The organism is Microbulbifer sp. MI-G, from assembly GCF_030440425.1.
GTDB lineage: Bacteria > Pseudomonadota > Gammaproteobacteria > Pseudomonadales > Cellvibrionaceae > Microbulbifer > Microbulbifer spongiae.
Genome location: NZ_CP098023.1, coordinates 1453464 through 1468005 on the forward strand (window position 1 = coordinate 1453464; position 14542 = coordinate 1468005).

Sequence of the window (14542 nt, forward strand, 5' to 3'; positions counted from 1 at the left end):
CTGAAGTAAAAAACCACACCAATCATCACGCAACGCCACAGCACACTCCGCCGCCGGGGGCAGGAGTGACCCGGAAAACCTGCCTTCAAAAAGACCTTTATTGAAGACGAACGAGTGTATGGCGTATCATTCAAGACAGCCTCGCTAGATACCTTAGATTATCTATTGGGGTTAGCCTCTCCTCGGTGTGCTCGCACCGGGGGGTGGCGTTTTTCTATCATTTACGCGGTCATGATGCGGTCCTTCTTTGTTTGAGTGTTTTGTTGATTGATTACCCGCGAGCCCTGCGGTTACGGGGCGCTCGCGGGATAAATAATGATCGTTGCGGTATGGTTTCTCTGTTTATTATTCTTAGACTGCGCCGGTGAAGCGGCTGGGTGCTGTGGCAGCAGACCTACGGTATGCGCTTTTCGCAAAGACTGCAATCAAACTGAAGCTTTAGGCGACGCCAAGTTGTGTTTCCCACCGCTGCGTAGCCATTTGTGGTGCATCAGCGCAGCAGCCATCCGCTCCCGGGTATTGCAGGGCCTGTCTTGGCAGGGGCTATCCGGGTGGAAGGCCACCATCCCATCGCGGTGTTTTTATCAACCACCGTCTGTGGCTGCAAAAAACATAACCTGGTACGCATTTTTTGGAAGGGTTTGTCGCCTTTTGGCCCCATGTTGTAGGTCCTGTTAAAGGGGGTTGTTAGTATCTGCGTAAATAACGAAAAAAAGCGTGCGGGATATGAAGAAGCGAAATGGTCTGTTTTGGCTTTCCCTGCAGAATGCACTCTTCTATTGCCTCACGGCCTGCACGGAGTATGAACAGGTACCCAGGGCAGCAGACACCGGCCAATCGCCTTTGGCCGCGCGCATTGGGGGCCAGGAGATCCGCCTTGAGGAGATCGACAACGCCCTGCAACTGGCGTTGTATGATTTGGCAGAGATGCAGTATGGCTTGCGTGTGGGCAAGATTTATGAGTTGGCAGATAAAAAGTACCACAAACAGGCAGTAGAAATTCTCCTGCCGGTCCCGGTCCCCCCCCGGATTGAATTGCCCGGCAACTCCAGCCTGTTGCGCGGTAATCCCAAGGCCCCAATTACCATTTCCGTGTTCTGCTCTTTCCAGTCGCCACACTGTCAATCCCTTCAACCGGTGCTGAGGCGGCTGGCTGAACACTATCCGGGGTGGACAGGGCAGGCGCACTTTGATTTCCCGCTGAAATTCCACAGGGAGGGAATACCGGCCGCTCATGCAGCCCGCTGTGCGGCAGCGCAGGGTGCCTACAGTCATTACCACGACGCTTTATATGAGCAAACCCCCAAGCTTGACGGGAAATTCTATGCAGCCCTGGCACAGCGTTTACAGCTCGATGAGTTCCGCTTCCGGCAGTGTCTGGCAGATGCAGATGTCCGATCAAAAGTGCTGAAAGACCAGGCAATGGCGATAGACCTGGGGTTGAACAATGTTCCGGTGGTATTGATCAACGGTTTGTATCAGAAGGGGCCGCGCACGTTTGAACAGTACGCTTATTGGGTGGAGGGGGAGTTGCGTGCAATGGGGGTTTCTCCGGGTGCGCCGTATGTATGGCGGGATTCCGGTGGGGTCAATGACAGAAACCTGCCTATGACCACACTGCCTCTGGCGCTGGTAGGAGTGAGTGCATCGAGTGTCGAGGAAAACACGAAAGCATTGATCGAGGTGGAACAGGCACGGACACACTATTTTACCCTGGGGGAACAACTGCTGCCCAACGTATCCCTGCTGCGGCTTTATGACAGGTTTGCGGTCATTGACAATCGCGGCAGCCTGGAAAGGCTGCCACTTCGGGGCGAGGCGGGGACCGATATTCCGCTCACCGATTCCCGACCAATAAGCGAGGCAGCCAGACAACGGATTGAGCAGCCTCTGGGACCCGGCACCCGCAGGTTGATCGAACCATCCGGGGTGTTGACCCTGGGGCAGGAATGGCTGCGCAAACAACTGGACCAGCGCGAACTGCTGGAAGCCAAATTCACCCAGGCGGAACTGGCACTGGAGGGGCATCACCTGTTGCGGCTGGAGGGTATTACAGACAGTGAATTCTTTACCGGGCTTGGCCTGCAGGAAAATGATGTGTTACTGCGTGTGAATGACAGCTGGGTGCACAGTGGGCAAAACACTTTGTGGGAAGCGCTTACCAGTGGTCGGATCGTTGATGTTACCTTAATGCGCAAGGGGCTGCCGTACCGCTTACAGTATGTGGTGGAAGAGCTTGGTTACTTTGATGAAGACGCCGCTCGAGGCGAAGATTGATCCGTGTTCAGGCTGGGCCAGCTATTTACCCGGCAATCAGTGACTATGTGGCATTGATGGCGCAAGGTAACTGTCGGATACAATAGCTGGGTCCAGTGTTCACCGGGCAGAGTTAGTGACTATTTATCCGGATTTCCATCCCACATAATATTTGCCAGGATATTCTGCCCCTGGATACTGGGATGGAAACAATCCCCACCATCAATATCATCTTTGCCAAACATGAAGGTGCCGCCATTGACTTCGTCTTCACCGGTATATTCGGCAATAACCTCTACGCCATTTGTGCCGTTATAGCTCGCTGCCTGCTCAGCCAGTATTTCATTGTACCGCCGCTGGGCAGCGCTAATGCCGTTATAGCGGGTGGTAAAATCCTCACCGTTCAAGGTGCCGCCATTGGTGGCAATTCGGCAGATGCCAAAGGTGGACCAGACATTTTCACAGTCTACCCGTGAATCCCCGCTCTGCTTTTCCAGGCCCGCAGCGCGCAGGTCCTGCACACGGGGCACCGAACCCAACACGATTGTGGAGCCATTGGGTAGACCAGCGACCAGTTTATCCAGGCCCGCGCGGATAGCCGAACGCCACTCGCTGTCGGTATACAGCGGATCACTGCAATTGGCCGGATCGATACAGTCCCGGTTACAGATATCGTTACCGCCGAGCACAACCTCCACATGATCCGCGAGTGTACTCTGGGCAAGAATGCGATCCGCCTGTATTGAAAAGTTATCACCGCCACTGCGCATCTCGGCACCGGATTCGGCTGCATTTTTATTCGCCGCCAGGTTGGGCAGGGTCACTTTATATTTGTCGTGCACACTGTCAACCGAACTGTCATCCCCATCAAACCACGAATGCTCGGGCTGATCACCTGCCAGCAGGCAAAGCAAATCCAGGATATTCGTATTGCGAGTACAGTCCGCAGCAAAGGCCATGGTGATACTGTCACCGGCGGCGACAGCTTTGGAGGGGATTGCCACTGAGGGTTCGACCGACAGGATACCGACTACTAACGCTGTTATAACTCCGTATTGTTTCCACATGGTTGTTTCTCCCGCACCGACTTTCGTCGAAGGTTGTTATTGTTGTCATTCTGCTACGGTGAACCCGCTGGATTGTAAGCCAGAGTCCGGTAAGTGGAATTATGAATACTATGGACTAATCGGTCAGATTTGGATAACTTGAAGTGGGTTGGAATTCTGTCGCCTGGTGCTTTCGCAAGAGGGGGCCTTGAAGGCCAGGGGGATTGTCCGGCGGCTTCATACCGCCCCGGGTAGAGGCACCGCACAGACAGACACGCCTTGTTCCCCTCCGGTGGCTTCCACTATACTGCGCAACAACTTGTCGGAGCGCCTGTGGGCTGAGATCGCTGCTGCGAGATCCGTTGAACCTGATCGGGGTAACTTCCGCGTAGGGAACAAGATCCGAAGTCGTCGCTGTTTGCCACGGGGATGACTTTTCTCTTACTTTTTGCCCTGGACGCTGCGCCCTATATTTTTTGCAAGCCACGGGGTCAAGCATGTCCGAACCTACCAAGCAGCCTGGCAAAGCCTCCCGCGCCGCCAGCCGCGATTCCGCAAAGTCTTTCCTGAAAAACCTCTCCGCGCAGTCCTTCCCCAATTCCAGCAAGGTCTACCTGCCGGGTGAGACGGTGGATATCCGGGTGGGCGCCCGCCAAATTGAACTGAGCGACAGTGTTGTGGGCGGGGATGCCAACAATCCGGTACTGGAACCCAATGCGCCGCTGATGGTGTATGACACTTCCGGCCCCTACTCGGACCCCAACATCAAAGTGGATGTGCGCGAGGGTTTGCCCCGCTTCCGCCAGGCCTGGATTGAGGCGCGCGACGATACCGAGCAGCTGGGTTCCCGACAGGCAGCCTACAGCCAAAGGCGCATGGCGGATCGGGGGCTGGATCATATCCGCTTTGAAAAACTGCCGGGCCCGCGCCGTGCCAGGGCCGGCAACAATGTTTCGCAAATGCACTACGCTCGCCGCGGCATCATCACCCCGGAAATGGCCTATATCGCGGTGCGCGAGAACATGGGCCGTGCACAACAGGGGGGTGTGCCAGGGGAGCAGGAATACCAGAAGGCCCGTGAGGGTATTTATATCCCCGAGCAAATCACCCCGGAATTTGTGCGCAGGGAAGTGGCAGAGGGGCGCGCGATCATTCCCGCCAATATCAACCACCCGGAAGTGGAGCCGATGATTATCGGTCGCAACTTCCTGTGCAAGGTGAATGCCAATATTGGCAATTCCGCCATTACCTCCTCTATCGAGGAGGAGGTGGAGAAGCTGGTGTGGTCGACCAGATGGGGTGCGGATACGGTGATGGATCTCTCCACCGGCGCCAATATCCATGAAACCCGCGAGTGGATATTGCGCAACTCCCCGGTGCCGATCGGCACTGTGCCCATCTACCAGGCCCTGGAGAAAGTGGATGGCGTTGCCGAAGCACTGACCTGGGAAATCTTTCGCGACACCCTGATCGAACAGGCGGAGCAGGGGGTGGATTATTTTACCATCCACGCCGGGGTCTTACTGCGCTATGTGCCGCTCACGGCCAACCGCACGACTGGCATCGTATCCCGCGGCGGCTCCATTATGGCCAAGTGGTGCCTGAGTCATCACAAAGAAAATTTCCTCTACACCCACTTTGAGGAAATCTGTGAAATCATGAAGGCCTATGATGTGAGTTTCAGCCTCGGTGACGGCCTGCGCCCGGGGTCTATTGCCGATGCCAATGACGAAGCCCAGTTCGGTGAATTGCGCACCCTGGGTGAATTGACCCAAATCGCCTGGAAGCACGATATACAGACCATGATCGAAGGCCCCGGGCACGTGGCCATCCATAAAATCAAGGAGAATATGGATGAGCAACTGAAGCATTGCCACGGTGCGCCTTTCTATACCCTGGGGCCCTTGACAACCGATATCGCCCCCGGCTATGACCACATTACCTCCGGCATCGGTGCCGCGCTGATCGGCACTTATGGCTGCGCCATGCTGTGCTACGTGACTCCAAAAGAGCATCTGGGCCTACCCAATAAAGAGGATGTCAAAGAGGGGTTGATGGCCTATAAGATTGCCGCGCATGCTGCGGATCTGGCCAAGGGGCACCCCCGCGCTCAGAAACGCGATGACGCCCTTTCCAAAGCCCGTTTTGAATTTCGCTGGGAGGACCAGTTCAACCTGGGTCTCGATCCGCAGCGGGCGCGCTCTTATCACGACGAAACCCTGCCGAAGGAATCCGGCAAGGTCGCGCACTTCTGCTCTATGTGCGGCCCCAAGTTTTGCTCCATGAAAATTAGCCAGGACGTGCGCGATTACGCGGCCAGGCGGGAGGCGGAACAGGGCATGGAAGACATGGCGATCAAGTTCAAGGACATGGGCAGCGAGATCTATCACAAGGGCGGATGATGACCATTGGGCAGGGATTTCAAGACGCTGGTTCCCCGCTGGAAAATAACCGGCACCCGCTGTGCGCAGTCACCAGGGTGGTTGCTGTCGGTCGGTGCCCAAACGAGGTTGGAGTGACAGGTGGTCAATGACTAGTGAAACCAAAGCGAGCATAGCCATTGCCGGTGGCGGCCTGCTGGGCCGTCTGCTGGCTTGGCGGTTATCCCGGCGGGAGCTGGATATTACTCTGTTCGAGGCAGGGGATTTGTCGATGCCGGAAGGGGCCTGCTGGGCCGCGGCGGGCATGATCTCGCCCCTGTCCGAACTGGTTCAGGGGGAAAAAGAGATTTATACCCTGGGGCTTGAGAGCCTGAAACTCTGGATGGACTGGAGCAAGCAGCTGGAAAAGCAGACCGGCCGCGAAGTGGAATTTCGCCAGGCCGGCAGTGTGCTGGTTGCCCACGGCAAAGACAGGAGTGAATTGGCACAGTTTCTGCGGGATCTGCACGGCAAGCTGGGCACGCTGGAAAAAGATCAGGTGCAGTCCCTGGACGCGCGCGGACTGCGTGCGCTGGAACCGGCCCTGGAACGCTTTGATCAGGGGTTGTTCCTGCGCGGTGAAGCGGATATCAACAACCACCGCCTGCTGCCCCTGTTGCTCAGTGCTTTGCGCCAGCAGGGCGTGACACTGCGCGAGCGCACCAAGGTGGGCTGTGAACAAAACCGGGTGTGCTTTACCGAAGGACAGGAGCAGTTCGACTGCGTGATAGACTGTCGCGGCCTCGGTGCCAAAGACGGTATTGAGGGGCTGCGCGGTGTGCGCGGTGAAGTGATGGTGGTGGAATCCCGCGAGGTGGTTTTGCAACGCCCGGTGCGTCTGCTGCACCCCCGCTACAGTCTCTATGCGGTGCCCCGCCGTGACGGTCGTACGGTGATTGGTGCCACTGAAATTGAAAGTGAGGACATGTCTCCGATTTCCGTGCGCTCCAGTATGGAGCTGTCCTCCGCACTCTTTTCCCTCAACCCGGCGTTCGCCGAAGCGCGCATCGTGGAGACGCGGGTCAACTGCCGCCCCGCCACGTTGGACAACAGGCCGCTGATACACAATGCCCGGGGTCAGATACGTGTCAATGGTCTCTATCGCCACGGTTATCTGCTGGCTCCGGCAATGGTGCAGCAGGTGGAAGAGATAGTGACAGAACAGCTTCTACAGGTGGTTTGATGCAGGTTTTTGTGAATGGGGAAGCCCACACGCTGGCGTCTTCAATGGCGCTGGCCACGCTGTTGCAGCAGCTGGGGTATTGCGGGGAGACCTTCGCCGTGGCGGTGAATGGCCGCTTTGTCCCACGCACGGAGTATGCCGCAACTGCGATGCATCAAGATGATCGCCTGGATATTGTGGCACCGGTGGTGGGGGGGTGAGTGTGAGTGATCCGTTAGTCCTTTACGGCCGGGAATTCAACAGCCGCCTGCTGGTGGGGACTGCACTGTACCCATCGCCGGCCATCATGCGGGAGTCGGTGCGCGCCTCTGCATCAGAAATCATCACCTTGTCCCTGCGCCGGCAAAACCCGGCGCAGCAGCGGGACAATGTATTCTGGGATTATGTGCGTGAGTCCGGCTGCCAGTTACTGCCGAATACAGCGGGCTGCAAATCGCCGCGGGAGGCGGTGGAGCTGGCGAAGATGTCGCGGGAGATTTTCCGGACCGAGTGGCTCAAGCTGGAGGTGATCGGCGATGATTACAACCTGCAGCCGGACCCCTTTGGCCTGGTCGAAGCGGCGCGCGAACTGGTCACCCTGGGTTTTAAAGTACTGCCCTATTGCACCGAGGACCTGGTGCTGTGCCGCAGGTTGCTGGATGTCGGCTGCGAAGTGCTGATGCCCTGGGGTGCGCCAATCGGCACCGGGCAGGGGCTTTTGAATAAATACAATCTGCACATGCTGCGCGAGCGCCTGCCCGGAGTGCCATTGATTATCGACGCTGGCATCGGCGCCCCCTCGCAGGCAGCGGAAGCGTTGGAAGCGGGTTTTGATGCGGTGCTGTTAAATACCGCCATTGCCAGGGCGCGGGACCCGGTGGCGATGGCGGGAGCATTCAAACTCGCCATAGAATCGGGGCGCGCGGCGTTCAATGCCGGGCTGATGCTCAAGCGCCAGACCGCCAGCCCGAGTACCCCCACGCTGGATATGCCATTCTGGCAGCAGAGCGAACATCTGCCGCAAGGATAACCTATTGATGCCAGAGGAAGCCTTCACAAACAAACCGATTGTCTGGAGTATTGCCGGCAGCGACTCGGGCGGCGGCGCCGGTATCCAGGCAGACCTGCTGACATTTGCCGATCTGGGCTGTCACGGTTGCACGGCCATCACTGCCAACACCGCACAAAATACCTGTGCCGTGGACTCGATTAACGCCGTGTCGATAGACGTGCTGCAAGCCCAGTTGCAGGCCCTGCAGACGGATTTGTTTCCGGCGGCGATCAAGGTGGGTTTGCTGGCCAACGCCCGGCAGGTATTGGCAGTGGCTGAGTTCTTGCGTGCGCTCAGGCAGGTTAAGCCGGTCCCGGTTATTTACGACCCGGTGGCGGTGGCGAGCAGCGGTGCCGGCCTGACCGAAGAGGGTATCGCGGCACCAGTGCTCGAACAGCTGCTGCCACTGTGCGACCTGGTCACCCCCAACCGGTACGAACTGGAGTGGTTGAGCCAAACCGCCCCTGCCGGTGCTGCAGCGCTCATTGGCGCGGCGCGGCAACTGCAGTCGCGGGGTTGCGGTGCGGTACTGGTCACCGGTGGACACACGCAACTGCGCCCCGGGGAAATTGCCGATTTACTCTGGGACGGTGACAAAGCCGACTGGTTGATTGGCAGGGCAGTACCGGGCAACAACACCCATGGCACTGGCTGTACGCTCTCCTCGGCCATTGCCGCATGCCGAGCGCTGGGCTATCCACTGCGGGACGCCTGCGTGCTGGGAAAAGCCTATGTGCAGCGCGGTCTGCGCCTTGCAAACAGTGATCGAATCGGGGCGGGCGCAGGGCCGGTGGGACACTGCGGCTGGCCACTGGAACTGCGGGATTTTCCCGAGGTACTGCTGCCCGGAGAAGACCGTAGTGCAGCCTACGGCCTGGTTGGCGATGTTTCGACGCAGACCTTTGTGCAGGGTTTTGCCATGCCCGACAGCACCGAACTGGGGCTCTATCCAGTGGTGGATTCTGTGGATTGGTTGCAGCGGCTGGCAGAGCAGGGTGTGCGCACCCTGCAACTGCGTATCAAACATCCCGGCGGCGATCTGCGCGCGCAGGTGGCGCGCGCTGTGGACATTGGCAAACGCCATCAGCTGCGGCTGTTTATCAACGACTACTGGCAGTTGGCGATTGAATGCGGCGCTTATGGGGTTCACCTGGGGCAGGGTGATCTGAAAACAGCCGACCTGGCGGCAATCCAGGCGGCGGGCCTCAGGCTTGGAATCAGCACCCACGGCTTTTACGAACTGTTGCTGGCCTACCGGTACCGCCCGAGCTACCTGGCGCTCGGCGCGGTTTATGCCACCGGCACCAAAGACATGTCCGGACAGTTGCAGGGGCCGCAAAAGCTCGCCCGCATGGTGGCACTTCTGCCGGATTATCCCTTGGTGGCGATTGGCGGGATCAACCTGCAGCGCGTTGCCGAGGTTGCCGCCAGCGGCGTGGGCAGTATTGCCGTAGTCAGTGCCATCACCGGGGCGGAAGATTATGTACAGGCGGTTGCAGATCTGCGCACCGCTCTAGAGGGCGCGGTTCCCGCGGCGTCCGCGACGGGGTTGCCATGTTGAGTGCCAGGGAATTACAGCGTTACAGCCGCCAGATCCTGTTGCCCCAGGTGGGGGAGGAAGGGCAGAAAAAGCTGGCTGCCGCGCGCTTGATGGTGATTGGTCTCGGTGGCCTCGGCAGCCCGGTGGCCCTGTATCTCGCCGCCGCCGGTATTGGCACATTACATCTGGTGGACGGCGACTGTATTGATCTCTCCAACCTCCAGCGGCAGGTGATCTATAAAACCAACCACCTGGGTAAGTCCAAGGCGCAGGTGGCCGCCCAGCAGCTCACTGCCGCCAACCCGGCAATACACATTCACGCCCACAACCGTATGGCCGATGCGCCATGGCTGCGCCGACAGGCAGGTCAGGTGGATCTGGTGCTGGATTGCACCGATAACCTGGAAATCCGCCATGTGATCAACCGCAGTTGCCGGGAAGCCCGACGCCCTGTGGTGATGGCCTCGGTGCAGGGCTTTTCCGGGCAGCTGATCAGCTTTGATTTTTCCAGAAACCGGCATCCCTGCTATGCCTGCCTGTTTCCGCCGCAGGCACGCAGCGCAGCGCAGAACTGCTCCAGTGCCGGTGTGATCGGTCCGGCGCTGGGCATGGTTGGCAGTATGCAGGCGCTGGAGGCGATGAAATGGTTACTGGGGCTGCCCGTGCCCAGCCTGAATCAACTGCACCTGGTGGAAGCTGAAACCCTGGGGCTACAATCCCTGCAGTTACAACGGCAGAGGGATTGCCCCGTGTGTGGCCAGGATTAACCCGGCCTGCGGTTTCGGTATTCCTGTGACAGAAGTTTGGGATTGAGGTATTTCTTGTCCCTGCTGTCATGATATTCTTTCTTGCAGAGGGGTGGCCAATACACCGGCTGATCCCTGCGGTAACCCCCGCCGATTTTTTCTGACGTATTTCATGCCTGTGTCTGGTGCCTGATTCAATGGGCGTGTGATTTTTCAATACACTAGGGGGTTTAGAGACAGGCCAACTTCTACTACACAAGGGGCGTATAGTGATGAAGAAAATCGATATTGGTATCGACGAAAAGGATCGGGAAAAGATTGCTGCTGGTCTCAAGCATCTGCTGGCCGATAGTTACACACTGTATCTTCAGACGCATAATTTCCACTGGAATGTTACAGGGCCTCTGTTTCGTGAGTTACATCTGATGTTTGAGGAGCAGTACACCGAACTGGCTGATGCCGTCGACGATATAGCCGAACGCATTCGCACCCTGGGGGTTGCCGCTCCCGGTACCTACCAGGCTTTTGCCCAGTTGAGTTCCATTGAGGAAGTGGTGGAAATTCCCGCTGCGGAGGATATGGTTAAAATCCTCACCAAAGGCCACGAGCGGGTGATCAAAACCTGTCGTGATGTGCTCAAGTCTGCCCAGAAGGGCGAGGATGAATCCACCATTGCCCTGGTGTCGGACCGCATGCGGGTACATGAGAAAACCGCCTGGATGCTGCGCGCGACCAGCAGCAAGTGATTCCCGGACCCGTAGCGTCCAAGGCGGTGACAATCACGCACTGACCAGCTGCAAGAAGGCTTGTGCCGGTGCCGAGAGGCTGCTGCGGCTCTTGAGGAGGATGCCCACATCCTGGGTGACGACCGGTGCCGACAGGGTGTGGCAATGCAAGCCGTATTCCTGCATCTGGGCCGCACACAGGCGCGGCACGGCACTGACACCCAGCCCCGCGCGGACCAGTTGCCCGATGGTGCTGAGCTGATTGGCCTCGCAAATATAGCGGGCGGCCTGGCCGCAGCGTGCAAAGGCTTCCTCTGTCCAGCGGCGCACGGCCGAGCCCCGGTTCATGGAGATAAACGGGTGCGCGGCCAGGTCGCGCCACTGCAAGGCGCGTTTTCCGGCCAGTGCATGTTGCGCCGGTGTCACGGCGATAAATCGATCGCGCTCGAAAGGAATGAACACCAAACCGCCCAAATCGTCCGGGCGAAAACAGATGCCCAGTTCAGCCCGTCCCTCTTGAACTGACTGCACCACCCGTTCCATCACCACATCCTCCAGCACAATATCGATCCGTGGATGGCCCCGGTGAAACTGCGCCAGTAGTGTTGGCAGGCGGTTCAGGGCAAAAGCCGGAATCACCGCCAGCTGTAGCTGTCCGCGTTCGAGGCGGAACCGCTGCTGTATGGCCTCCAGTGACTGGTCCCAACTGTGCAGCAGCTGCTCGGCACGTGAGAGAAATTCCCGTCCCTCGGGTGTCAGCACCAGCTGGCGGCCATCGCGGCTGAAGAGGGGGCCACCGGCGGTGGCTTCCAGATTGCGAATAGCCACAGACAGGGCGGGCTGGGAGAGATGTAACTGCGCGCTGGCCTCCGCCAGGCTGCGGCTGCGCGCCACGGCTGTAAAGGCGCGCAGCTGCTTGATGGTTGCACTCACGGGGACTCCAGACCGCCCTTGGATAGCTTGCGGGGGACTTTAATATTTTTTAATAAACCTTTATAAGATTAAAATAGTTTAAATCTGCCCGGCAAGGCATGATGGCCTCCTTCGCACCGAGCGAAATCCGTACAACCGCTGAGCATTGTGAATGCATAAGGTCTGCTGAGATGAAGGACACCGCACAACCCCTTTGGCAACCGAGCCCCGAGGCCGTTGCCGCCACCCAGATGGAAGCGTTTCGCCGCTGGGTCAATGAGAGACACCAGTTGGCGCTGAGTGATTACAGTGCTCTCTACCAGTGGTCGGTGGAGGCGCGCGAAACCTTCTGGAGCGACCTGTGGGATTTTACCGGGGTGCTGGCCAGTGCGCGCGGGGATGCGGTGCTCGGGCGCGACGGCATGCCGGGGGCCCAGTGGTTTCCCGGTGCCAGACTCAACTTTGCCGAGAACCTGCTGCGCTTTCGCGATAACAGGCCGGCCCTGGTTGAGCGCCTGGAAAATGGCGGCCGCCGACAGCTCAGCTATGCGGAACTCTACCAGCGGGTGGAGCGCCTCGCCGCCGCCCTGGCTGATCAGGGCGTGGTGCAGGGGGATCGTGTGGCGGGCTTTATGCCCAATGTGATCGATACCGTGGTGGCGATGCTGGCCACCACCAGCCTCGGGGCCATCTGGACTTCCTGCTCCCCGGATTTCGGTATCCAAGGGGTACTCGACCGCTTCGGACAGGCGGAGCCGAAAGTGCTGTTTGCCTGTGAGGGGTATTTCTACAACGGCAAGGTGATTGACTCCCTGCCGCGCTTGCGGGACATTTCGGCCCGTATCAATTCCCTCGAAAAACTGGTGGTGGTGCCCGTTGCCCGCACTGAGGAGCAGACCGCCGGGGTGCTGGCGGCGCAGCCCGTGGAGAAGGCCATTCTGCTGCAGGACTTTGAAACTGCGGCGCCCCCGTCCAAGCTCGCCTTTGTGCAGACCGGGTTCGATCACCCCCTGTACATCATGTACTCCTCCGGTACCACCGGGGTCCCAAAATGTATCGTGCACGGCGCCGGTGGCACCTTGCTGCAGCACCTGAAAGAGCACCGCCTGCACTGTGACCTGCGGCGCGACGACACACTGTTTTACTTTACCACCTGCGGCTGGATGATGTGGAACTGGCTGGTGAGCGGCCTCGCCTCCGGCGCTACCCTGGTGCTGTTTGACGGTTCGCCGTTTTACCCCGGGGCGAAGAGCCTGTGGGATATGGCGGATGAAGAGGGCATCAGCGTATTCGGCACCAGTGCCAAATACATTGCCGCACTGGAGAAGAGTGGCTGTAAACCGCGGCAGAGCCACCGGCTGGAAAAACTTCGCGCATTGCTGTCTACCGGATCCCCCCTGGCCCACGAGGGCTTTCGCTATGTGTATCGGGAGATCAAGGAAGACCTCTGCCTGTCTTCCATTTCTGGTGGCACCGACATCATTTCCTGCTTTGCCCTTGGCAACCCATCCCTGCCGGTCTTTGCGGGCGAGCTGCAGTGTCGCGGTCTGGGCATGGCGGTGGAAGTCTGGAACGACAGCGGCCAGGCGGTGACGGCTGAGAAAGGCGAACTGGTGTGTGCCCGGTCTTTCCCCTGTATGCCGATTGGCTTTTGGAATGATCCCGAAGGGGTAAAATACCGCAGCGCCTACTTTGCGCACTGGCCCGGCGTCTGGGCCCATGGAGACTATGCGGAGATCACAGAACACGGCGGTGTGATTATATACGGGCGCTCCGATGCGGTGCTCAATCCCGGTGGTGTGCGCATTGGTACCGCAGAGATCTACCGCCAGGTGGAAAAAGTGGAGGAGGTGCTCGACAGTATCTGCATAGGCCAGCAGTGGCACGACGATGTGCGCGTGGTTCTGTTTGTGGTGCTGCGCACTGGAGTGCAACTGGATGAGGCGCTGATACAGAAAATCCGCACCACCATTCGCGCCAATACCACGCCCCGCCATGTACCGGCGAAGGTGATTCAGGTGGCGGATATTCCCCGTACCATCAGCGGAAAAATTGTTGAACTGGCAGTACGCAATGTGGTGCACGGCCAGGCGGTGAAGAACAGGGAGGCGCTGGCCAACCCCGAAGCACTGGCGTTATTCGAACAGTTGCCGGCGCTGGCGGAAGACTGAAGCATTGCGGCAGCGGGAACCGTTGTGCGGGCGCTATTTTGTTTGCGCCGGTTCTGCGCTACTCTTGCCCAAGGGCAATACACACTAGTTACGGTAAAAGAACAGCCATGGTTACCTATCTCTACTGGGCGGCGGTTATCGCCCTGGTGATTCTCTCTCTCTATGTGGGCAGCCGTATGGGCAGCTTGAAAATAGGCGCTATCGTGGCCGCGGTGTTCTTTCTGGCTGGATGGCTGGCCTATTATTTCCACTACCAGCAGGTGTTTGTGAAGCGTTTTGGCGGCGTGATGCGAATCTCTGTGCCGGAGGGGTTTCGGCATATTGGGGCTACCTGGAAAGACGACAACCTATGGATCGAAAACTACGATCCCAACACCAATCAATGTATTTTCACTGAGTACTCCAGGGGAAATATTCTTGAGGGGCGGGTAATTATTCAGAACTGCAATCCGATGCTGGGCGCTTCCGGTACTACCCAGCCATAAATCCGTCTGGAAATCCCTATACCCGGCG

Annotated in this window: 12 protein-coding genes and 1 riboswitch; of the genes, 10 read left to right on the forward strand and 2 right to left on the reverse strand. The window is 58.4% G+C overall.

The genetic code is table 11. The features are described 5' to 3' along the window. The first annotated feature begins 726 nt into the window (after positions 1-726). Positions 727-2277, forward strand: coding sequence for a thioredoxin domain-containing protein (locus M8T91_RS06160; RefSeq protein ID WP_301417843.1), 1551 nt, complete (start codon positions 727-729; stop codon positions 2275-2277). A 119-nt stretch (positions 2278-2396) separates the two neighbouring features. On the opposite strand, the gene M8T91_RS06165 is transcribed toward M8T91_RS06160, so the two are convergent. Next, a complete protein-coding gene (locus M8T91_RS06165; RefSeq protein ID WP_301417845.1) occupies positions 2397-3323 on the reverse strand; it encodes an SGNH/GDSL hydrolase family protein in 927 nt (308 codons plus the stop codon). A gap of 292 nt (positions 3324-3615) precedes the next feature. Beyond that, positions 3616-3714: riboswitch (TPP riboswitch) on the forward strand. Positions 3715-3799: 85 nt separating this feature from the next. Here M8T91_RS06165 and thiC point away from each other — a divergent pair. The 7 genes from thiC to M8T91_RS06200 all read left to right on the forward strand — a co-directional run bounded on the left by thiC (position 3800) and on the right by M8T91_RS06200 (position 10967). Further along, positions 3800-5704 carry a phosphomethylpyrimidine synthase ThiC gene (thiC, locus tag M8T91_RS06170; protein ID WP_301417847.1) on the forward strand — a complete coding sequence of 635 codons (1905 nt, stop codon included), beginning with the start codon at positions 3800-3802 and terminating at the stop codon, positions 5702-5704. A gap of 127 nt (positions 5705-5831) precedes the next feature. After that, entirely contained in the window at positions 5832-6905 is a 1074-nt protein-coding gene (gene thiO / locus M8T91_RS06175) for a glycine oxidase ThiO (protein ID WP_301417849.1), read from the forward strand. Then, entirely contained in the window at positions 6905-7105 is a 201-nt protein-coding gene (thiS, locus tag M8T91_RS06180) for a sulfur carrier protein ThiS (protein WP_301417851.1), read from the forward strand. Before thiO ends, thiS begins: the two co-directional genes overlap by 1 nt. 2 nt (positions 7106-7107) lie before the next feature. Beyond that, positions 7108-7914, forward strand: coding sequence for a thiazole synthase (locus tag M8T91_RS06185; protein WP_301417853.1), 807 nt, complete (start codon positions 7108-7110; stop codon positions 7912-7914). Between the two features lie 7 nt (positions 7915-7921). Beyond that, on the forward strand, positions 7922-9496 hold the full coding sequence (gene thiE / locus M8T91_RS06190) for a thiamine phosphate synthase (RefSeq protein ID WP_301417855.1): 1575 nt from the start codon (positions 7922-7924) through the stop codon (positions 9494-9496). Beyond that, positions 9490-10242: a HesA/MoeB/ThiF family protein gene (locus M8T91_RS06195; protein WP_301417857.1), complete on the forward strand. Its 753-nt coding sequence runs from the start codon at positions 9490-9492 to the stop codon at positions 10240-10242. Before thiE ends, M8T91_RS06195 begins: the two co-directional genes overlap by 7 nt. A 251-nt stretch (positions 10243-10493) precedes the next feature. After that, complete coding sequence (locus tag M8T91_RS06200) at positions 10494-10967, forward strand: Dps family protein (protein ID WP_301417859.1); 474 nt, start codon at positions 10494-10496, stop codon at positions 10965-10967. Positions 10968-11000: 33 nt separating this feature from the next. Here M8T91_RS06200 and M8T91_RS06205 read toward each other — a convergent pair whose 3' ends face one another. Further along, on the reverse strand, positions 11001-11879 hold the full coding sequence (locus M8T91_RS06205) for a LysR family transcriptional regulator (protein ID WP_301417861.1): 879 nt from the start codon (positions 11877-11879) through the stop codon (positions 11001-11003). 170 nt (positions 11880-12049) lie between these two features. Between M8T91_RS06205 and M8T91_RS06210 the strand changes: the two genes are divergently transcribed. After that, complete coding sequence (locus tag M8T91_RS06210; RefSeq protein WP_301417863.1) at positions 12050-14029, forward strand: acetoacetate--CoA ligase; 1980 nt, start codon at positions 12050-12052, stop codon at positions 14027-14029. Between the two features lie 107 nt (positions 14030-14136). After that, a complete protein-coding gene (locus tag M8T91_RS06215; protein WP_301417865.1) occupies positions 14137-14514 on the forward strand; it encodes a hypothetical protein in 378 nt (125 codons plus the stop codon). The last annotated feature ends 28 nt before the right edge of the window (positions 14515-14542 follow it).

Coding starts and splice junctions, on each gene's coding strand:
- M8T91_RS06160 (WP_301417843.1), top strand. CDS start 727: ATGAAGAAGCGAAATGGTCTGTTTTGGCTTTCCCTGCAGAATGCACTC.
- thiS (WP_301417851.1), top strand. CDS start 6,905: ATGCAGGTTTTTGTGAATGGGGAAGCCCACACGCTGGCGTCTTCAATG.
- thiO (WP_301417849.1), top strand. CDS start 5,832: ATGACTAGTGAAACCAAAGCGAGCATAGCCATTGCCGGTGGCGGCCTG.
- M8T91_RS06215 (WP_301417865.1), top strand. CDS start 14,137: ATGGTTACCTATCTCTACTGGGCGGCGGTTATCGCCCTGGTGATTCTC.
- thiE (WP_301417855.1), top strand. CDS start 7,922: ATGCCAGAGGAAGCCTTCACAAACAAACCGATTGTCTGGAGTATTGCC.
- M8T91_RS06210 (WP_301417863.1), top strand. CDS start 12,050: ATGAAGGACACCGCACAACCCCTTTGGCAACCGAGCCCCGAGGCCGTT.
- M8T91_RS06200 (WP_301417859.1), top strand. CDS start 10,494: ATGAAGAAAATCGATATTGGTATCGACGAAAAGGATCGGGAAAAGATT.
- M8T91_RS06165 (WP_301417845.1), bottom strand. CDS start 3,323: ATGTGGAAACAATACGGAGTTATAACAGCGTTAGTAGTCGGTATCCTG.
- M8T91_RS06195 (WP_301417857.1), top strand. CDS start 9,490: ATGTTGAGTGCCAGGGAATTACAGCGTTACAGCCGCCAGATCCTGTTG.
- thiC (WP_301417847.1), top strand. CDS start 3,800: ATGTCCGAACCTACCAAGCAGCCTGGCAAAGCCTCCCGCGCCGCCAGC.